This window comes from Novosphingobium sp. BL-A-28-Hi1-0D (genome assembly GCF_055521755.1).
This window is the reverse complement of the sequence record NZ_CM145502.1, coordinates 839,127-858,912: the sequence shown is the minus strand read 5'-3', so window position 1 is coordinate 858,912 and position 19,786 is coordinate 839,127. Positions and strand designations below refer to the sequence as shown.

18 protein-coding genes and 1 riboswitch are annotated in these 19,786 nt (G+C 64.8%); of the genes, 14 read left to right on the top strand and 4 right to left on the bottom strand.

Annotation, left to right across the window (positions count from 1 at the left end; translation table 11 throughout):
* Positions 1-254 precede the first annotated feature (254 nt).
* Both ACZ1JW_RS04355 and lgt read right to left on the bottom strand, forming a co-directional pair.
* Positions 255-1,310 carry a class I SAM-dependent methyltransferase gene (locus ACZ1JW_RS04355; RefSeq protein ID WP_465142073.1) on the bottom strand — a complete coding sequence of 352 codons (1,056 nt, stop codon included), beginning with the start codon at positions 1,308-1,310 and terminating at the stop codon, positions 255-257.
* A complete protein-coding gene (gene lgt / locus ACZ1JW_RS04350; RefSeq protein WP_465142072.1) occupies positions 1,307-2,206 on the bottom strand; it encodes a prolipoprotein diacylglyceryl transferase in 900 nt (299 codons plus the stop codon). The genes ACZ1JW_RS04355 and lgt overlap by 4 nt, the downstream gene beginning before the upstream one ends.
* 167 nt (positions 2,207-2,373) lie before the next feature.
* On the opposite strand from lgt, the gene ACZ1JW_RS04345 reads away from it, so the two are divergent.
* Genes ACZ1JW_RS04345 through ACZ1JW_RS04335 form a run of 3 tightly spaced genes read left to right on the top strand, consistent with a single transcriptional unit; the run spans position 2,374 to position 7,478 of the window.
* Entirely contained in the window at positions 2,374-4,077 is a 1,704-nt protein-coding gene (locus ACZ1JW_RS04345; RefSeq protein WP_465142071.1) for a class I adenylate-forming enzyme family protein, read from the top strand.
* A gap of 48 nt (positions 4,078-4,125) precedes the next feature.
* Positions 4,126-6,870, top strand: a complete 2,745-nt coding sequence (locus ACZ1JW_RS04340; protein ID WP_465142070.1) for a [protein-PII] uridylyltransferase — start codon at positions 4,126-4,128, stop codon at positions 6,868-6,870.
* 47 nt (positions 6,871-6,917) lie between these two features.
* Positions 6,918-7,478, top strand: coding sequence for a YqgE/AlgH family protein (locus ACZ1JW_RS04335; RefSeq protein WP_465142069.1), 561 nt, complete (start codon positions 6,918-6,920; stop codon positions 7,476-7,478).
* A gap of 127 nt (positions 7,479-7,605) precedes the next feature.
* Here the strand turns inward: ACZ1JW_RS04335 and bfr are convergent, their stop codons facing one another.
* A complete protein-coding gene (bfr, locus tag ACZ1JW_RS04330) occupies positions 7,606-8,085 on the bottom strand; it encodes a bacterioferritin (RefSeq protein WP_465142068.1) in 480 nt (159 codons plus the stop codon).
* A 113-nt stretch (positions 8,086-8,198) separates the two neighbouring features.
* The gene (locus tag ACZ1JW_RS04325; RefSeq protein WP_144907489.1) at positions 8,199-8,375 is read right to left on the bottom strand and encodes a (2Fe-2S)-binding protein; all 177 of its coding nucleotides are present in this window, start codon (positions 8,373-8,375) and stop codon (positions 8,199-8,201) included.
* Between the two features lie 154 nt (positions 8,376-8,529).
* A riboswitch (SAM-I-IV-variant riboswitch) is annotated at positions 8,530-8,646 on the top strand.
* Positions 8,647-8,695: 49 nt separating this feature from the next.
* Between ACZ1JW_RS04325 and ACZ1JW_RS04320 the strand changes: the two genes are divergently transcribed.
* The 11 genes from ACZ1JW_RS04320 to ACZ1JW_RS04270 all read left to right on the top strand — a co-directional run bounded on the left by ACZ1JW_RS04320 (position 8,696) and on the right by ACZ1JW_RS04270 (position 19,619).
* A complete protein-coding gene (locus ACZ1JW_RS04320) occupies positions 8,696-9,604 on the top strand; it encodes a homoserine O-succinyltransferase (protein WP_465126449.1) in 909 nt (302 codons plus the stop codon).
* A 263-nt stretch (positions 9,605-9,867) separates the two neighbouring features.
* Entirely contained in the window at positions 9,868-10,071 is a 204-nt protein-coding gene (gene rpmI / locus ACZ1JW_RS04315; RefSeq protein WP_039333769.1) for a 50S ribosomal protein L35, read from the top strand.
* Between the two features lie 13 nt (positions 10,072-10,084).
* The gene (gene rplT / locus ACZ1JW_RS04310) at positions 10,085-10,447 is read left to right on the top strand and encodes a 50S ribosomal protein L20 (RefSeq protein ID WP_196275514.1); all 363 of its coding nucleotides are present in this window, start codon (positions 10,085-10,087) and stop codon (positions 10,445-10,447) included.
* A 135-nt stretch (positions 10,448-10,582) separates the two neighbouring features.
* A complete protein-coding gene (locus ACZ1JW_RS04305) occupies positions 10,583-11,467 on the top strand; it encodes a helix-turn-helix domain-containing protein (RefSeq protein ID WP_465142067.1) in 885 nt (294 codons plus the stop codon).
* A 44-nt stretch (positions 11,468-11,511) separates the two neighbouring features.
* A complete protein-coding gene (gene pheS / locus ACZ1JW_RS04300; protein WP_465142066.1) occupies positions 11,512-12,612 on the top strand; it encodes a phenylalanine--tRNA ligase subunit alpha in 1,101 nt (366 codons plus the stop codon).
* A complete protein-coding gene (gene pheT, locus ACZ1JW_RS04295; RefSeq protein ID WP_465142065.1) occupies positions 12,609-14,999 on the top strand; it encodes a phenylalanine--tRNA ligase subunit beta in 2,391 nt (796 codons plus the stop codon). The genes pheS and pheT overlap by 4 nt, the downstream gene beginning before the upstream one ends.
* The gene (locus ACZ1JW_RS04290; protein ID WP_465142064.1) at positions 14,996-15,880 is read left to right on the top strand and encodes an aldose 1-epimerase family protein; all 885 of its coding nucleotides are present in this window, start codon (positions 14,996-14,998) and stop codon (positions 15,878-15,880) included. The genes pheT and ACZ1JW_RS04290 overlap by 4 nt, the downstream gene beginning before the upstream one ends.
* A 9-nt stretch (positions 15,881-15,889) precedes the next feature.
* Positions 15,890-17,410: a peptide chain release factor 3 gene (locus tag ACZ1JW_RS04285; RefSeq protein WP_465124709.1), complete on the top strand. Its 1,521-nt coding sequence runs from the start codon at positions 15,890-15,892 to the stop codon at positions 17,408-17,410.
* A gap of 58 nt (positions 17,411-17,468) precedes the next feature.
* Positions 17,469-18,341 (top strand): alpha/beta fold hydrolase, encoded by an 873-nt coding sequence (locus ACZ1JW_RS04280; RefSeq protein WP_465124710.1) that lies wholly within the window; start codon positions 17,469-17,471, stop codon positions 18,339-18,341.
* Positions 18,341-18,898: a pyridoxamine 5'-phosphate oxidase family protein gene (locus ACZ1JW_RS04275; protein WP_465142063.1), complete on the top strand. Its 558-nt coding sequence runs from the start codon at positions 18,341-18,343 to the stop codon at positions 18,896-18,898. The genes ACZ1JW_RS04280 and ACZ1JW_RS04275 overlap by 1 nt, the downstream gene beginning before the upstream one ends.
* Before the next feature lie 7 nt (positions 18,899-18,905).
* Positions 18,906-19,619, top strand: a complete 714-nt coding sequence (locus tag ACZ1JW_RS04270) for an endonuclease/exonuclease/phosphatase family protein (protein WP_465142062.1) — start codon at positions 18,906-18,908, stop codon at positions 19,617-19,619.
* The last annotated feature ends 167 nt before the right edge of the window (positions 19,620-19,786 follow it).

Below are 19,786 nucleotides of genomic sequence, written 5' to 3'. Positions count from 1 at the left end.
GCGCACGCGGATCGCGCACGGTCCAACTTGCCCCTTTGGAACGGCTCTGGAAATTGCCCATGGGGCTAACCACATGGGCACCGGAACCGCACGGGAACCGGGCACGCGCAAATGCACGGCCCCGGCCCCCACTTGGCGCGCCTGATAGACGCAAAGCCCCGGCTTTGCCAACAGGCATTTTGGTGCGGGAATCAGCCCTTGTCACACCCCGTGTTTCGGGGCGTTTTCAGGCCTGTGGCGCTGCTTTGCGGCGATCAGGCCGGAGATGCGAATCCTGCACCATCCGGCCAGCGCGGCCCGGCGAGTCCCATAACCTTGAACAGGACGCCCATCTGTCCTTCGCCGGTCAGACGCTCGCGCGCGGCGTGGATAGCCTCGGCGTGGTCGGGGGCATAGGCGGCCAGCGCATCGGCGCGGGCTTCGATGCCGAGCGCGCGCAGCCAGCGGCCCTGCTCGACCGTGCCGAGCCAGCGCACGCCGCGCGACAGGGCGATGGGGGCGAGCGCAGAGAAATCGACGTGCGCGGTCAGGTCCGCTTCGCCGGGCGAGGCAAAGACATCGACCTTGCGATGCTCGCGCACCGCTTGCAGCGACGAGCCGAAGCGCGGCAGGGCATGGCCATAATCGATGAACAGCGCTGCTCCCTCCTGCGCCGCCAGCCGCCCGGCGACTTCGTACATTACCGCAGCGCATGCGGGTGAGGTCTCGACGATGGTGCCTTCGGGTGCTTCGCGGCGGTCTGCGGGGACAGCAGGGTCCATGGGCGCGCTTCCGGCCACCGGGATCAGGCGACCGTCGGCGACGCCGACCATGCGCTCTCGCCAGCCTTCGGACATGCGCACCAACTGGCGCACCGGCAAAGCGTCGAGAAATTCGTTGGCGACGATCAGCAGTGGACCGTCGCTTGGCAAGGTCGAGAGGTCGGCATGCCAGATCGCATCGCGGTGCAGTTCAAGCTGCATCGCCTTGAGCGCGGTGCTGGTCTCGACGAAGTGGACGCGAGGGCTGAGGCCATAGCGCCTTGCCGCGCCCAGGGCGTCGCGGGCCAACGTGCCACGGCCAGGTCCGAGTTCGACGTAGTGGACCGGCTCAGGCCGTCCGGCGCGGATCCACATGTCGGCCAGCCACAGCCCGATCAGCTCGCCAAACATCTGGCTGATCTCGGGTGCGGTGATGAAGTCGCCTGCCGTGCCGAAGGGGTCGCGGCTGGAATAGTAGCGCGCGTTGGATTCGGCCATGTAGTGGGCCACGCTGATCGGCCCGGTGTTGGTGATCAGCCGGGCAAAGGTATCGAGCAGCGGAGGGTTCACGCCGGAACGGCTCCGCCTGTTGCCAGCGGCTTTCTCAGGAGGCCGCGCAGCAGGAAGAACAGTCCCACGGCCATCATCGGAATGGTCAGCCACTGGCCCATCGACAGGCCCGTCTGCAGCGCGAAGTCCTGCAACTGCGCGTCAGGCTCGCGGAAGAACTCGACGGTGAAGCGCGACAGGGCATAGCCGAGGGTGAACGTGCCGACGAGCAGGCCGGTGCGCCAGCGTGCCTTGGTCTTCCAGAACAGCAGCAGCAGCACGATGGCCAGCACAAGGCCTTCTAGCCCGGCTTCGTAGAGCTGGCTCGGGTGGCGCGCGACCAGACCGCCGCCGGGGAAGACCATCGCCCAGGGCACATCCGGCCCGGCCTCGCGCCCCCAGAGTTCACCGTTGGCAAAGTTGGCAAGGCGACCGAACAGCAGGCCGAAGGGCACGCAGACCGAGATATAGTCGCACACGCGGACAAAGCTGAGTTCGCCGCGCCACGAGACCCATGCGATGGCCAGCACCGTACCGATCAGGCCGCCGTGAAAACTCATCCCGCCTTCCCACAGCTTCAGCAGGTTGCCGGGGTGCGTCAGCAGTTCGGGCGCATAGAAGATCGCATAGCCGAGGCGCCCGCCAAGAATGATGCCGAGCGTTGCGTAAAAGAACAGGTCGTCGGCATGGCGCTGCGCCATGGGCGATCCGGGCTGCTTGATCATCTTGGACAGGTGCCAGTAGCCGAGCACGATCCCTGCCAGATAGGCCAGCGAATACCACTTAAGCGCAAAGAAGCCGAGGTCGAGCGCGATCGGCCCGATGCCCAGATCCTCCCAGCGAATCGGCGCATGTCCGCTTGCTGCGGAGGCCGACGCTACGGCAAGCGCGGTTGTTGTTGACACTAGTGACAGCAAGGAACGAACTCCCTAGAACTTTAAGGCCAGCATGTTTTGGTTGGCCCGTTTTCATGCTGTCAAACGCGCCCGATAGGCTAACGTATTGGCACAGGGAAAAGGTTGCAGGCAAACCCGAAAAAGGCGCGAAACAAGACGGCGTCAGGGTGAGGAGACGAAAGGGTATCATGAAGACCGAGCTGGACCTTGCCATGGACGGCGCCTTTGGCGCGCTTACTGCCGATGGGGCGATGTTCCACACGGTTCCGATAGAGCGGTTCGGGCAGCAGTTGCCGATGATCGCCGCCGCACCGCCACATCTTCCGGCCTACTTCGCCTATTTCTGCGCCACCCATGGTGGCAAGACGTTCATCGTCGATGGCGAGACGCGGCTGAGCTTCGCCGATGTCTACAAGGCCGCGCGCCATGTCGCTGGCGGGCTGGTCGAAGGGTTGAAGCTGCAGAAGGGCGAACGCGTCGGCATTGCCGCGCGAAATTCGGCCAACTGGGTCATCGCCTACATGGGCGTGCTCATGGCGGGCGGTTGCGCCACCCTGCTCAACGGCTGGTGGCAGGGCGAGGAACTGGCCCACGGCATTGATCTGGTGAAGTGCCGCTTCGTCATCGCCGATGCACCGCGCGCCGCGCGGCTTGAAGGCCATGCCCATGGCGCGCAGATCCTGCCGATGGGCCACGACTGCGATTATGCGCAAGGCCTTGCCGCTCTGCTCGCAAACGGCGGCGGGATGGAGACGATCCTGCCGGACCTCACCGGCGATGATCTGGCCACCGTGCTATTCACTTCCGGTTCCACCGGATCGGCCAAGGGCGCCTATTCCGACCATCGCGGCGTGGTGCAGGGGACGATGAACTACGTCTGCCAGTCCGCTGCCATGCTCGCGATCCTGACGGCGCGGGGCGAGGGTCCGGCGGAAGGTTCGCAGCCGGTCACGCTGGTCAACGTGCCGCTGTTCCACGTGACGGGCGAGGTCCCGGTGTTCCTTCAGTCCTTCGCGCTGGGCCGCAAGCTGGTGCTGATGCCCAAGTGGGATGCGGTCGAGGCGATGAAGCTGATCGAGCGCGAGAAGGTGACCTACTTCGTCGGCGTGCCGCTGATGAGCTTCGAGATCGCCACCCATCCGGACCGCGACAACTATGACCTGTCCACTTGCGTTTCCTTCGCAGCGGGCGGTGCGCCGCGCCCGGTCGAGCATGTCGACCGCATCCGCAAGGCACTGCCCCACGCCTTCCCGCTGCTCGGCTATGGCCTGACCGAGACCAATGGCGTGGGCTGCGGCAATCTCAACGAGAACTACCTCGCCAAGCCAGGCAGCACCGGCACCGCCTCGCGCCCACTGGTCGAGCTTGCCATCCTCGACGATGACGGCAAGCCCGTGCCGCAGGGACAGGTCGGCGAAGTCTCGATCCGCTCGATCTGCAACTTCCTCGGCTACTGGGACAACGAAAAGGCAACGCGCGAGGCGATCACCGCCGATGGCTACTTCCGCACCGGCGACCTTGGCTATCTCGACCCCGAGGGCTACCTGTTCATCGTCGACCGCAAGAAGGACATCATCATCCGTGGCGGCGAGAACATCTCGTGCATCGAGGTGGAAAGCGCGATCTACGCCCATCCCTGCATCGCCGAGGCAAGCGTGTTCGGCCTGCCCGACGAAAAGCTCGGCGAAGTTCCGGCCGCAGTCTATCTCGCCAAGGAGGACTGTTCGGCGGCCGAGGAGGAGCTGCGCGAGTTCCTGAAGCAGCACATCGCACCGTTCAAGATCCCGGTGCGCTTCTGGGAGGTGCACGAGGCCCTGCCGCGTCTGGGCACGGAAAAGGTCGACAAGCGCTCCTTGCGGGAACGCTACACGAAGGAGTGGCTGGCTTCCTGATAGCCTTTGTTACTGGACGCTAGGACCTGAGGCGATAATGGTGGGAGCATGATGCTCCCCCGGATCGCCAACCAGCGTGCCATTATCGACCGCCGCCATCTGGCCGACGCAATTGCTGCCGCCTTTGCCGAGAAGGGCGAGAAATCGCGCGCCGCGGTGGTCGAGCTTCTGCGCGGCGCTCTTGAGGACGGGCGAGCCGAGATCGCGCGCAGGCTCGAGGCCAAGCCTTCGGCGGGGACCGAGTGCGCGCAGGCGCAGGCATTCCTCGTCGATCAGCTGGTGCGGATCATCTACGATCACGTCGTCGGCCGCATCTATCGTGCCAGCAACCGTTCGATGGGCGAGCGCATCTCGCTGATCGCCGTGGGCGGCTACGGGCGCGGCGAAATGGCGCCGCATTCGGATGTCGACATCGCCTTCGTCACCCCGATCAAGCCGACCTCGTGGTGCGAGCAGGTGATCGAGGCATTGCTCTATTACCTGTGGGACTTGGGCCTGAAGGTCGGCCATTCCAGCCGCTCGCTCGACGAAGTCGTGCGCATGGCCAAGAGCGACCTGACCATCCGCACGGCGCTGCTCGAAGGACGCTATGTCTGGGGAGACCGCGACCTGTTCGATGCCGCGTCTGCGCGGTTCTGGGCGGAAGTCGTCAACGGCACCGAAAAGCAGTTCGTCGCCGAGAAGCTGGAGGAACGCAACCAGCGCCACAAGCGGCTGGGCGACAGCCGCTATGTGGTCGAACCCAACGTCAAGGAAGGCAAGGGCGGCCTACGCGACCTGCACACGCTCTACTGGATCGGCAAATACATCCACAAGGTGCGCGATGCGTCGGAGCTGGTCGATGTCGGCCTGCTGACCGCCGAGGAATACCGCGCGTTCCGCCGCGCCGAAAACTTCTTCTGGGCCGTGCGCTGCCACCTCCACACCATCACCAAGCGCGCCGAAGACCGGCTGACTTTCGATCTTCAGCGTGAAGTCGCCATGCGGATGAATTTCGCCGACCGCCCGGGCAAGAGCGCGGTCGAGCGGTTCATGCAGTACTTCTTCCTGCAGGCAAAGCAGGTCGGCTCGCTCACCGGCGTGTTCCTGGCCCAGCTTGACGGGCAGTTCGCGGGCGAGAAGCGCGGCTTCTTTGCAGCGCTGCGCAGCCGTCGGCGCAAGAAGGTGGGGCCGTTCGTGATCGACGCGGGCAAGCTTGCCGCACCTTCGGACACGACGTTTCAGGACGAGCCGGTCCGCCTGCTCGAACTGTTCTCCTGCGCGGCGGCAGAGGGGGTGGAAATCCATCCGGAAACCATGCGCATCGCGCGACGTGATTCCGGCCTGATCGATGCCGCCATGCGCCGGGACCCGCGCGCCAATGCGCTGTTCATGGAGACGCTGACCAGCCGCAACGATCCCGAGACGGTGTTGCGCTGGATGAACGAGGCGGGCGTTTTCGGCCGCTTCGTGCCCGATTTCGGCCGGGTCATCGCGCAGATGCAGTTCGACATGTACCACCACTACACGGTGGACGAGCACACCATCCGCGCCATAGGCCTGCTCGCCAAGATCGAGAAGGGCGAGGCCAAGGCCGATCACCCGCTGGCCAGCGAAGTGGTCAGCAAGGTCGCCTCGCGCCGCGTGCTCTATGTCGCGACGCTGCTGCACGACATCGCCAAGGGCCGTCAGGGCGACCATTCGGTGCTCGGCGCGGAAGTGGCGATGAAGCTCTGCCCGCGTCTGGGGCTTTCGGCGGCCGAGACCGAACTCGTTGCGTGGCTGGTGCGCTGGCACCTGCTGATGAGCGCAACCGCGTTCAAGCGCGATTTGGCCGATTACAAGACCATCGCCGACTTCGTGAACACCGTGCAGAGCCAGGAGCGCCTGCGCCTGCTGCTGATCCTGACCGTGGTCGACATCCGCGCGGTGGGACCGGGTGTGTGGAATTCGTGGAAGCGCCAGCTGTTGGGCGATCTGTTCGTCTCGGCCGAGGAAATGCTGCGGCTGGGCCACAAGACCCATGGCCGTGCCGAGCGAATCGCGGCCAAGAAGAAGGCGGTCGCCTCGATCCTCAAGGAACGTGACGCGCTCATCGGCACGGTGGGCAAGCAGCTGCGCGATGCCTATTGGATCGCCGAGCCCGAGGACATCATCGCGCTCAATCTGCAGCAGATGGACACCGCGCTGGGAGAGCCGCTGTCGGTCGAGGCGCACTGGTATCCGGCGCGCGGGGCGACGCTGGTCACCGTGCTGGCAGCCGACCACCCCGGCCTGTTCTACCGCATCGCGGGCGGCATTCACCTTGCCGGCGGCAATATCATCGACGCGCGCATTCACACCGCGCGCAACGGCACGGCGGTCGACAACTTCCTCGTGCAGGACCCGCTCGGCCGCCCGCTCAACGAGGCGAGCCAGATCGCGCGGCTGAAGAACGCGATTGCCGATGCCCTGGCCAACCGGGTGAAGCTGGTGCCGCAGCTGGCCGCGCGCCCGCTTGCCCGCCCACGCGCCGATGCCTTCGACGTGCGCCCCATCGTCATTTTCGACAACAAGGCCTCCAACCGCTACACCGTGATCGAGGTTGGCGCGCGCGATCGTCCGGCGCTGCTCAGCCAATTGGCGCGGGCTCTGTTCGAGGCGCGGCTGGTGGTCCATTCGGCACATATCGCCACCTATGGCGAGCGCGCGGTCGACACCTTCTACATCACCGACGTTCTGGGCGAGAAGATCGACAGCGAAAGCCGCATGAATGCCGTCGAGAAGAAGCTGCTGGAAGCTGCCGAGGACCGCAAGATCAAGGCCGCAGCCTGAATGGGCGGCTCTGGCAACCGGCCGCGTGCATCCCTATCTCCTGACGGATGAGTGACGCCGAGTATCTTTCCGGACGCCTGCTCCTCGCCATGCCGGGCATGGGCGACGAGCGTTTCGATCATGCCGTGGTGGCCATGTGCGTCCATGACGAGCACGGCGCGCTTGGCATAGGCATCGGCCACGTGCGCGATGGCATCACCCTGCACGGGCTGCTCGAGGATATCGGCATCGACCCCGGCCTCGCGCCCGACGTTCCGGTGCTGAACGGCGGCCCGGTGGAAACCGCGCGCGGCTTCGTGCTCCATTCGAACGACTGGAGCGGCGAAGGCAGCGTCACGGTCAATCCGCTATGCGAGCTGTCCGCATCGATGGACGTGCTGCGCGCGATTGCCGAAGGACGGGGCCCGAGCCGCTATCTCGTCGCGCTCGGCTATGCCGGTTGGGGCGCAGGCCAGCTCGAAGGCGAGATGCGCCGCCATGGCTGGTACGCCGCGAAGGGGCGGAGCGAGATCCTGTTCAACACGCCCACCGGCAGACGCTGGCTCCAGACGTGGAAGAGCGAGGGGATCGACCCTTCGCATCTCGTGGCGCAAACCGGCAGCGCGTAATTCCCTCCAAATCTCTCGTCATCCCCGGCTTGACCCGGGATCCCGCTTCCTAGGTTCACAGGAAGCGGAGAGCAGGAGCGGGGCCCCGGGTCGAGCCCGGGGCGACGATGTATCAGGCGGTGAGAGCTCAGGCTTCCGCCGCTTCGCTGTTGAGCTGGATGTAGTTGGCCAGCCCCATGCGTTCGATCATGTCGAACTGCTTTTCGATCACGTCGACGTGCTCTTCCTCGCTCTCGAGGATCCTGGCGAAGAGATCGCGGCTGACGAAATCGCGCACGCTCTCGCAATGGGCAATGGCGTCTTTCAGCAAGGGCAGGGCGTCCATTTCCAGCGCGAGGTCGGCCTTGAGGATTTCCTCGACCGATTCGCCGACGCGCAACCGGCCCAGCGCCTGGAAGTTGGGCAAGCCATCGAGGAACAGGATGCGGTCCGCCAGCATGTCGGCGTGCTTCATCTCGTCGATCGATTCGTGGCGCTCGTACTCGGCCAGCTTCTTGACGCCCCAGTTGGCGAGCAGGCGGTAGTGAAGCCAGTACTGGTTGATCGCGGTCAGCTCGTTGAGCAGGGCCTTGTTGAGAAATTCGATGACCTTGGCGTCGCCCTTCATGGCGCTGGCTCCATTACGATTGATGGCGCCACGTTACGCCGGGCAGGAGTGCCGACAAAGCGCGAACGACTCGCACCGGAGGCGCGCAACACTTTGCAATGACGGGCGAAGCTTCAGGCCAGCGCGCAGGAACGCTCGTCAGCGATCACGTCCTCGGCATCATCGAGGCATTGGCGGCACTGTGGCTTGAAGCCCATGCGGCCGTAGATTTCCTCGGCATTGCCGGCGTGGCAGCGCGCCGTGGCGCGGATGTCCTTTTCACGGATGGCATTGCAGATGCAGATGAACATTGCGTCCGGTCTCCGTGGCGGTGTCCGTGGCAGGGGCTACCTGCCAATGATTCGCATTAATAATGCGAGTGGATTGCAATAGCAAGTCCTGCGAGCGGCATCCGCACCTGTCCGCGTGGGCCGTTGCAAAGCTATCAACGTCGCACTATCTGTCGTTCTACATCGAGAGTTGGGGTGACGCTCCAACGCCAACCTGCCGATCCGGGCAAGGTGGTACCTGATCCAGCGATGGAGATGGGATGTGGCCGATCCGGCAACCAAACGGACACGGACACCGCTGCAGCGTCTTCCCCCTCAGGTTGAAGAAAGACGCGAAGACCGTGCCGATCAGGATTGCCGACAATCTCCCCGCCCGCCGGACATTGGAAGCCGAGGGCGTCATCGTGATGAGCGAGACCGAGGCCGCGCGCCAGGACATCCGCCCGATGCGCATCGCCCTGCTCAACCTGATGCCCGACAAGATCACCACCGAAACCCAGATCGCCCGCCTGCTCGGCGCAACGCCGCTGCAGGTGGAACTCGAACTCGTGCGCATTTCGGACCACGTCAGCAAGAACACCTCGGCGGGCCACATCTCCTCGTTCTACCGCCCGTGGGAGGAAGTGCGCTCCGAGAAGTATGACGGGCTGATCGTCACCGGCGCGCCGGTCGAGACGATCCCTTATGAAGATGTGAGCTATTGGGACGAACTCACCCGCATCTTCGACTGGTCGCAAAGCAACGTCCACCGCACCCTGTCGGTCTGCTGGGGCGCGATGGCGGCACTTCATCACTTCCATGGCATCGACAAGCACCCCCTGTCGACCAAGGCCTCGGGCGTATTCCGCCACGTCAACCACGCGCCCGCCAGCCCGTTCATGCGCGGACTGCCCGACGTGTTCGACGTGCCCGTCTCGCGCTGGAGCGAAGTGCGGCGTGAGGACCTGCCCGAAGGTCGTGGCCTGACGGTGCTGGCCGACAGCGCCGAAACCGGCCTGTGCCTGATTGACGACCCGGCCCACAACACGCTGCACATGTTCAACCACCTCGAGTACGACACGCTGACGCTGGCAGGCGAATATGCGCGCGATGAGGGCAAGTACCTGCCGCGCCACTACTTTCCCGGCGACGACCCGCAGGCGATGCCAGCCAACACCTGGCGCGGCCACGGTCACCTGCTCTACGGCAACTGGATCAACGAGACGTATCAGACCACGCCATACGATCTGGCGGACATCGGGAAGGGCTGAGTCATTTGTTGGGTGCGCCCCCGACGTCCGTCGGGGGCTTGCGGCACCGGCCCGCTCCCCCGCCAGGCCACCCAAAGCCTGCTCCGAGAGGTGGCCGGGCGGGGAAGCGGACCGGTGCTCCCAGAACTTCTCCCCCTCTCCACCCTTGCCTTTCCGCGCCGCTTACCCTAACGGCCCCACCTTCAACCGACACGGATTCGATGATCGGCCTGGCCACAAGGGCTGCCAAGGCAGATCGGACGCGTCGAACTCAGGAGACGAAAATGCCCAAGATGAAGACGAAGAGCGGCGTGAAGAAGCGCTTCAAGCTCACCGCCACCGGCAAGGTGAAGCACGGCGTTGCCGGCAAGCGCCACCGCCTGATCAGCCACAACGCCAAGTACATCCGCCAGAACCGCGGCACTGACGTGATCTCCGATGCAGATGCAAAGGTGATCAAGAAGTGGGCGCCCTACGGGCTGAACTGAGGAGCGCTGAACTATGAGCCGTATCAAGCGTGGTGTAACCACCCGAGCAAAGCACAAGCGGATTCTGGATCAGGCGAAGGGCTATCGCGGCCGTCGCAAGAACACCATCCGCGTCGCCCGTCAGGCCGTCGAAAAGGCTGGCCAGTACGCCTATCGCGACCGCAAGGTTAAGAAGCGGTCCTTCCGCGCCCTGTGGATCCAGCGCATCAACGCTGCTGTCCGCGCCGAAGGCCTGACCTACTCGCAGTTCATCCACGGCACCAAGCTTGCCGGGATCGAACTCGACCGCAAGACCATGGCCGATCTGGCGATGAACGAAGGTGCGATCTTCACCGCCGTCATCGCTCAGGCGAAGGCTGCGCTTCCCGCCGCCTGACCGGCGCGAGAACGCTAACACGTCAAAAAGGGCGGTTCTTTCGGGAGCCGCCCTTTTTCGTTGCGATTCGCGCAAGTGCGAGGCAGTGTGCGGATGAACAATGCATAACTAAAGTAAAACAGGGGCGCACACAGCTTGACCGGGGACTGCACAGTCCGGGTTCGATTCCATCGGCCGCCAGAGCCGCTGCAGCGCTATTTCACAACCTTTTACCTCACCGAGATCGACGTGGCAGACGGTGGCCGCGTGACCGACCACCTCCATCCCGAATGGGCGAACCTGCGCGTATATCAGGGTGACTTTCCGGATTCGCAACTGCCTGGCCAGCCCCCGTTCAAGGGCGTGCAGGCCAATGCCACCGGGCCTACCAGCATTGCGCTTGAATTCACCACCGGCACCACGCGCATATGGGGCATAGGCCTGTTGCCACTGGGCTGGGCCCGCTTCATGCGGCAACCTGCAAACCTCCATGCCGACCGGATCTACGATGTCGCCAGCGAGCGCTTCCTCGCGCCGTTCCGCACCTTGGCGCGCGACGTGTTCGGCCCCGGCCGCGACGAGCAGGCCGAACTCGCCCACATCACGCGCTTCTTCGAGCGGGCGCTGGAACATGATCCGCAACCCGATGATCCCCGTATCGCCGCCTGCCATGCCGCTCTGATCGATCCTGACGTGGGTACCGTTCACGAAATGGCCGAGGCCGCGCACTTGCCCGCCCACACGCTCGAACGCCTGTGCCGCAAGCATTTCGGCTTCCCGCCGCGCCTGCTGCTGCGCCGCCAGCGCTTCATGCGCAGCCTCGTCCAGTACATGATGGACCCGTCGCTGAAATGGATCGGGGCGATTGACAGCCATTATCACGATCAGGCGCAGTTCGTGCGCGACTTCCATCGCTTCATGGGGATGAGCCCCAGCGAATATGCCCATTCTCCCAAGCCGATCCTGCAGGAAGTGATGCGGGCGCGGCAGGAGTTTGTTGGCGCTGCCGTTCAGGCACTTCACGCGCCAGCCCGCGCGTAACTCCAGACTTTGATTCCCGCGCATTTGCGGCTAGCGGCTTGCCGATGGAAAACCTCGATCAACAGCAGGCCGAAACGCTTGTCGCCATTGCGGAAGCGGCCACCCCCGATGCCGTGGAGGCGATCCGCGTCTCCGCGCTTGGCAAGCAGGGCTGGGTCAGTGCCCTGCTCAAGTCGCTGGGCGCAATGACGCCCGAGCAGCGCCAGAGCGAAGGCCCCAAGATCCACGCCGCGCGCGAAGCCGTCACCGCCGCGCTGGCAGAGCGCAAGGGCGCGCTGGAAGGTGCAGCGCTCGAAGCTCGCCTTGCCGCCGAAACGGTCGATCTTTCGCTGCCCGCACCGCAAGCGCCCAAGGGGTCGGTCCACCCGGTCAGCCAGGTCATGGACGAACTGGCGGAAATCTTCGCGGACATGGGCTTTGCCGTGGCGAGCGGTCCCGAGATCGAAGACGACTGGCACAACTTCACCGCGCTCAACATGCCCGAAACCCATCCGGCGCGCGCGATGCACGATACCTTCTATTTCCCCGACAAGGATGCAGAAGGCCGAGACATGCTGCTGCGCACGCATACCTCGCCGGTGCAGATCCGTTCGATGATTGCCCAAGGCGCACCCTTGCGCATCATCGCGCCGGGCCGCGTCTATCGCTCTGACTCGGACGCGACGCATACGCCGATGTTCCACCAGATCGAAGGTCTGGTGATCGACAAGGGCATCCACCTCGGCCACCTCAAGTGGACGCTGGAGACTTTCCTCAAGGCCTTCTTCGAGCGTGACGACATCGTCCTGCGTCTGCGCCCGAGCTACTTCCCCTTTACCGAGCCTTCGGTGGAAGTCGACGTCGGCTATACGCTTATCAATGGCAAGCGCGTGGTCGGTGGCAGCGGCGATGCCGAGAACGGCGGCTGGATGGAAGTGCTGGGTTCCGGCATGGTCAACCGCAAGGTCATCGAATTCGGCGGGCTCGATCCCGATGAATGGCAGGGCTTTGCCTTCGGCACCGGCGTCGATCGCCTCGCCATGCTGAAGTACGGCATGGATGACCTGCGCGCCTTCTTCGATGGCGATGTGCGGTGGCTCGGCCACTACGGCTTCGGCGCGCTTGATGTGCCGACCCTTTCCGGCGGTGTTGGAGTACGTTCGTGAAGTTCTCGCTTTCGTGGTTGAAGTCGGTCCTCGATACCAAGGCCGACGCCCGCACCATCGCCGAAAAGCTGACCTCGCTCGGTCTGGAGATCGAAGGCGTCGAGGATGCCTCGGCTGCGCTCAAGAGCTTCCGCGTCGCCCGCGTGCTGACGGCGGAAAAGCACCCGCAGGCCGACAAGCTGCAGGTCCTTTCAGTCGATCTGGGTGACGGCAACCCGCTGCAGGTCGTCTGCGGCGCTCCCAATGCGCGTGCAGGCCTTGTCGGCGTGCTTGGCCTTCCCGGCGCCGTGGTTCCGGCCAACGGCATGGAACTGCGCAAGTCCGCCATCCGTGGGGTCGAATCCAACGGCATGATGTGCTCGACGCGCGAGCTTGGTCTTGGCGAAGAGCACGACGGCATCATCGAACTGCCCGAGGACGCGCCGCTGGGCACGACGTTCGCGGACTATCTCGGCTCCGATCCGGTGTTCGACGTTGCGATCACGCCCAACCGGCCAGACTGCATGGGCGTCCACGGCATCGCCCGCGATCTCGCGGCAGCGGGCCTCGGCGTGCTGCAGCCGATCGACGCCGCGCCAGTCGCTGGCAGCTTCGCTTGCCCGGTCGAAGTGCGCACCGACGATCCGGAAGGCTGCCCTGCATTCTACGGCCGCGTCATTCGCGGCGTGAAGAACGGGCCGAGCCCCAAGTGGCTGCAGGACTGTCTCAAGAGCGCGGGCCAGCGCCCGATCTCGGCGCTGGTGGACATCACGAATTACGTCATGCTCGGCTATGGCCGTCCAGCCCATGCCTATGACATGGCCAAGCTTTCCGGCGCGATCTTTGCCCGCAAGGCGCGTGAGGGCGAGACCTGTCTGGCGCTCAACGGCAAGGAATACGCGCTGCAACCGTGGATGACGGTGATCGCCGACGATGCCGGCGTGCACGACATTGCCGGGATCATGGGCGGCGAGCATTCGGGCTGTTCGGACGATACGACCGACGTGCTGCTCGAAGTCGCCTACTTCAATCCCGCTTCGATTGCCCGCACGGGGCAGGCGCTGGCGCTCGCTTCGGATGCACGCGGGCGGTTCGAGCGCGGCGTCGATCCGGCCTTCCTCGATACCGGCCTCGACCTGCTGACCAAGTTGATTCTCGAGATCTGCGGTGGCGAGGCGAGCGAAGTGGTGCGGGCGGGCGAGCCGCCGCTGGCGCGCAAGACTGTCGCCTATGACCCGGCGCTGGCCGGCAGCCTCGGTGGCATCGACGTCGGCAATGGCGAACAGAAGCGCATCCTTGCCGCGCTCGGCTTTGAAGTGGCGGACGACTGGACTGTCACGGTGCCGACCTGGCGCCCCGACGTGGACGGCGCGCCCGACATCGTCGAGGAAGTGATCCGCGTTCACGGTCTCGATGCCGTGCCGTCAACGCCGCTGCCGCGCGCAGATGGCGTGGCCAAGCCGATGGCAACGCCGGTGCAGACGCTGGAGCGCCGCGTGCGCCGTGCGGCGGCCTCACGCGGCCTGCATGAAGCGATCACATGGTCGTTCCTGCCCGAGAAGGAAGCCGCGCACTTTGCCGATGGTGAGGCGTTGTGGAGCCTTGCCAATCCGATATCGGAAGACCTCAAGGTCATGCGCCCCTCGCTGCTGCCGGGCCTGCTCTCGGCGGCGCAGCGCAACCTGCATCGTGGAGCCACCTCGGTCCGCCTGTTCGAAATTGGCCGTCGTTACTTGCGCGGTGCGAACGGGGCGAGCGACGAGAAGCTGAGCCTTGCCGTTGTTCTTGCAGGCGAATCCGTCGCACGTGGTTGGGCAACTGGCAAGTCCAAGCCCTTCGACGCCTTCGATGCCAAGGCCGAGGCTCTCGCGCTGCTCGCAGAAGCGGGCGCTCCAGTCGACAACCTGCTGGTGATGGGAGAGGTTGGAGCGCAGTTCCACCCCGGCCAGTCGGCCACGCTGCGGCTTGGGCCCAAGCAGGTGCTGGCGCGCTTCGGCATGCTGCATCCGGCGACGGCGAAGGCCTTCGATCTGGATGGTCCGGTGGCGGTGGTCGAGCTGTTCCTCGACCGTATTCCGCCGCGCAAGGGGCCGGGCCAGTTCGCCCGTCCGCACTTTGCGCCGCCCGCGCTGCAGGCGGTGACGCGCGACTTTGCGTTCCTGGTCGAGGCCGCGGTTCCGGCGGGCGATCTGCTCCGCGCGGTCAAGGGTGCGGACAAGCAGGCGATTGTTTCGGCTCGGGTTTTCGACGATTTCCGGGGGCAGGGTGTGCCCGAGGGCCACAAGAGTCTGGCCATCGAAGTCACGCTCCAGCCCGTCGAAAAGTCGTTCGACGAAGCGACGCTCAAGGCGATTTCGGACAAGGTGGTGGCCGCTGCCGCCAAGCTGGGTGGTGTCCTGCGCGGATGAGTGACGATCTCGTCACCATCGGCGGCGGGGAGCTGACGGCGCGGATTAATCCTTTCGGCGCAGAGCTTTGGTCGCTGACCGACGCTGCGGGTACCGAGTACATGACCGACGCCGATCCGGCGTTCTGGTCGGGCCGCGCGCCGCTGCTATTCCCGATCGTCGGCGCGCTTTCGGGCGATACGCTCCGGCTGGATGGACGCGAATTTTCCATGCCGAAACATGGGTTTGCGCGTCGCAGCGCGTTTGCGCCGGTCCATGTCGAGGAGGCCGAGGCACGGTTCCGGCTGACCGATTCCCCCGATACCCGCGCGGTCTATCCCTTCGGGTTCGTGCTGGAGATGACCTTCCGGATCGAGGGGATGACGCTGCGGATGGAGGCGAGCGTGTTCAATCCGAACGCGCAAGCCCTGCCTTTCAGCTTCGGCTTCCATCCGGCCTTCGCCTGGCCGCTTCCCGGAGGCTTTCCCAAGGAAAATCATAAGCTTGTTTTCGAGAAGGTCGAAAGTCCAACTCTACGGCAACTCTACCCCAACTCTGGCGAACTCTCCCCCAACTCCGTCCCAAGTCCCGCCAACTCTCGCGAGCTTTTGCTGAGCGAAGAGCTGTTCCGCAATGACGCGTTGATCTGGGACGTGTTCGAGAGCAAATCGCTCACCTACGGAACCGATAACGGCACCTGCCTCGACATCGCTTTTCCGGACACGACCGCGATGGGCGTGTGGCAGGTCCCCGGCGCGCGCTACATCTGCATCGAACCGTGGCAAGGCCATGCCGACCCCGCAGGCTTCACCGGCGACTTCCGCGAAAAGCCCGGCATCGTCCTTCTGGAACCCGGCGCAACCCGCAGCTTCCGCATGGACGTAACCGTCAAGCCGCGCTAACCGCGCCCGATGTCCAATCGCCGTACCTTCGCCATCATCTCGCACCCTGACGCGGGCAAGACCACGCTGACCGAGAAGCTGCTGCTGCAGGGCGGCGCGATCCATCTGGCTGGCGAGGTCAAGGCTCGCGGCGCCGCCCGCCGCGCGCGGTCGGACTGGATGAAGATCGAGCAGCAACGCGGCATTTCGGTGACGTCCTCGGTGATGACCTTCCAGAAGGATGGCGTTGTCTTCAACCTGCTCGACACGCCGGGCCACGAAGACTTTTCCGAAGACACCTACCGCACGCTGACCGCGGTCGATTCGGCGATCATGGTGATCGACGCGGCCAAGGGCATCGAGCCGCAGACGCGCAAGCTGTTCGAGGTCTGCCGCATGCGCTCGGTCCCGATCATCACCTTCGTCAACAAGGTCGACCGCGAAGGGCGCTCGGTGTTCGAGACATTGGACGAAGTGGCCGATGCGCTGGCGCTGGACGTGGTGCCGATGTCCTGGCCGATCGGCATGGGCGGCATCTTCCAGGGCGTGATGAGCTTTGCCGACGAGACGATCGCGCGGCCCGAGGGCGACAGCCGCGAGTTTCTGGGCAAGGTTGAACCCGCGAATGATATTCCCGAGGACATTGCCGAGGAAATCGAGCTGGCCCGTGCCGGCTACCCCGAGTTCGACATCGAAGCCTATCGCAATGGCGACCTGACGCCGGTCTATTTCGGATCGGCGCTCAAGAACTTCGGCGTTGTCGACCTGATCGATGCCATTGCCAAGTTTGCCCCGCCGCCGCGCCCGCAATCGTCGAGCGTGGGCACGGTGGACCCCGAGCGGCCCGACGTGACCGGCTTCATCTTCAAGGTGCAGGCCAACATGGACCCGCAGCACCGCGACCGCATCGCGTTCATGCGCATGGTTTCGGGCACGTTCCGGCGCGGCATGAAGCTGACGCCTTCGGGCCTTGGCAAGCCGATTGCGGTGCATTCGCCGATCCTGTTCTTCGCGCAGGACCGCGAGATTGCCGATACCGCTGAAGCGGGGGACATCATCGGCATTCCCAACCACGGCACCTTGCGCGTGGGCGATACGCTTTCGGAAAAGAACGACCTGCGCTTTACCGGCCTGCCCAACTTCGCGCCGGAAATCCTGCGCCGCGTGGTGCTGAAGGATCCGACCAAGACCAAGCAGCTCAGGAAGGCGCTCGACGACCTTTCGGAAGAGGGCGTGATCCAGGTGTTCTATCCGGAGATCGGTTCACAGTGGATCGTTGGCGTGGTCGGCCAGCTGCAGCTCGACGTGCTCGTTTCGCGGCTGGAGGCGGAATACAAGGTCGAGGCGGTGCTCGAACCATCGCCCTTCGATACCGCACGCTGGATCAAGGGGAGCGATGCGGCGCTGAAGAACTTCGCCGATTTCAACGTTTCGAACCTTGCCAAGGACCGCGACGGCGATCCGGTGTTCATGGCCCGATCTTCGTGGGACGTCGGTTACCAGCAGGAGCGCAATCCGGAGCTGACCTTCTCGGCAACGAAGGAAAGGTAATCGCTTCGGGGGCATCCGGGGGTTGAAACCGGCGACCATCCGGCGCAGTTACCCTCCCATGCAATTACTCGGCCCTACCTCGAACACGTTCATCTCGCAGCGCCTGCGCCTCCACTACGTGGATTGGGGCAATGCGGACAAGCCGCCGCTCCTGCTCGTCCATGGTGGGCGCGACCATTGCCGTTCGTGGGACTGGACCGCCGAGGCCCTGCGCGAGGACTGGCACATCATCGCGCTCGACCATCGCGGCCATGGCGACAGCCAGTGGACGCAGGACGGCAACTACCGCACGATGGACCTTGTCTATGACGTGGCGCAGCTGATCCACCAGCTCGATCTGGCACCGGTCACGATCGTCTCCCATTCGTGGGGCGCCAACACCAGCCTGCGCTATGCCGGGCTGTTCCCCGAGAACGTGCGCAAGATCGTGGCGATCGAGGGGCTTTTCCCGACGCCCGAGCGCGAGGCCCTGCTCAAGGATGTGCCGTTCGCCCGGCGCGTGCGCGAGTTCATCGGTGAGAAGCGCAAGGCCGCAGGTCGCCTGCCGCGCCGCTATGCCTCGCTCGAAGATGCCTATGCGCGCATGAAGGGGGAGAACCCCTACCTGACCGACGCACAGGCTCGCCACCTGACGCTGCATGGCATCAATCGCAACGAGGACGGGACGTTCAGCTGGAAGTTCGACCCGCACCTGAATGTCGATGGCGCGCCCTATGACATCACCGCCGAGCAGCGCAACGACCTGTGGAAGGCGATCACCTGCCCGACTCTGCTGCTGAACGGGGCGGATTCGTGGGCGGGCAATCCGACCAGGAACGGCATGGCCGAGCATTTCCGGAATGCGGAAGTGATCGAGTTCGAGAACGCCGGGCACTGGTTGCACCACGACCAATTCGACAAGTTCATCGCGACGCTCAAGGACTTCCTCTGATGGCACAGTTCACCGACTGCATCCTGCCCGAACACATCGAGATGATCGGGCGGCAGTCGGTGTTCTTCGTGGCGACGGCGGCTGCGGAGGGGCGCATCAACCTTTCGCCCAAGGGCTATGACTGCTTTCGCGTGCTCGGGCCGAACCGGGTAGCCTATCTCGACCTTGCAGGGTCGGGCAACGAGACCCACGCGCACCTCGTGGCCGATGGGCGCATCACCGTAATGATGACCAACTTCCAGCAGCCTGCCCTGATTCTGCGGCTCTATGGCCATGGCAGGCCGGTTCTTCCGGCCGATCCGGAATGGGATGAACTGACCGCGCATTTCACCGTGCTGCCCGGCACCCGCCAGATCTTCGACATCGCGGTCGACAGCGTGCAGACGAGCTGCGGCTGGGGCGTACCGATCATGACGGTGGAGCAGGAGCGGCAGACGCTGGTCAAATATCACGCGCAGTCCGATCCGGCGGCATGGGAAGCCAAGATGGCGAGCCGGACGCAGAGCATCGACGGACTGCCGGTCACGCCGACCGACCGCTATATCGCGGGGGCCTGAGCCTGCATTGAAACTCAAGGTTGCCAGCTACAACATCCACAAGGGCGTCGGGCTTGACCGGCGGCGTGATCCCGATCGCATCCTGACGATCCTGCGCGAGATCGATGCCGACGTGATTGCCTTGCAGGAAGCCGACCGGCGCTTTGGCCTGCGCGAGGCGGTGATTCCGCGAGGGGTCCTCGACGATCACAGCCCGTGGCGCGCGGTGGAGCCCGGACACTACGACCGGGCGCGGACCGGGGCGAGCATGGGCTGGCATGGCAACGCGCTGCTGGTGCGGCGCGACATCGAGGTGCTTGAGGCCTGCGCGGTGCCGCTGCCGACAATCGAGCCGCGCGGCGCGGTCTGCGCGACATTGCGTCTGGGCGGGGCGCTGGTGCGCGTGGTGGGGATGCACCTGGACCTTTCGGGCCTGCGCCGCCGCCAGCAGGTGGAAGCGGTCTGCGGACACGTGGACGGGCATGACGAGCCGGGCCACGCGGTGTTCATGGGCGATCTCAACGAATGGTCTCCATCGGGCGGGGCGCTGTCAGCTTTTGCACCGCCGCTGCGCGTGCTGGCGCCGGGGCGCAGCTTTCCTTCGCGGCGTCCGGTGGCGCAGCTCGATCGCATCGTGGTGAGCGAGGGTGTCGAGGTCGAGCAGGCGGGGGTACACCACAGTCCTCTGGCCGCGGTGGGATCGGATCACCTGCCGGTCTGGGCAAGTTTGCGCCTGACCTGAGAGACCCGTTTCGCATCCCCGTGCCTTGAATCGAGGCATGGGTTTCTGCCTAAAAAATGGGCAGCGCTCATTCCCTGCACAAGATTCGAGCGCGCAAAACCGTCAGGCGGCCATTTTCGTTCCCGTAAATCGCTGAATCCGTAAATTTCCGGATTTGGCACGCCCTT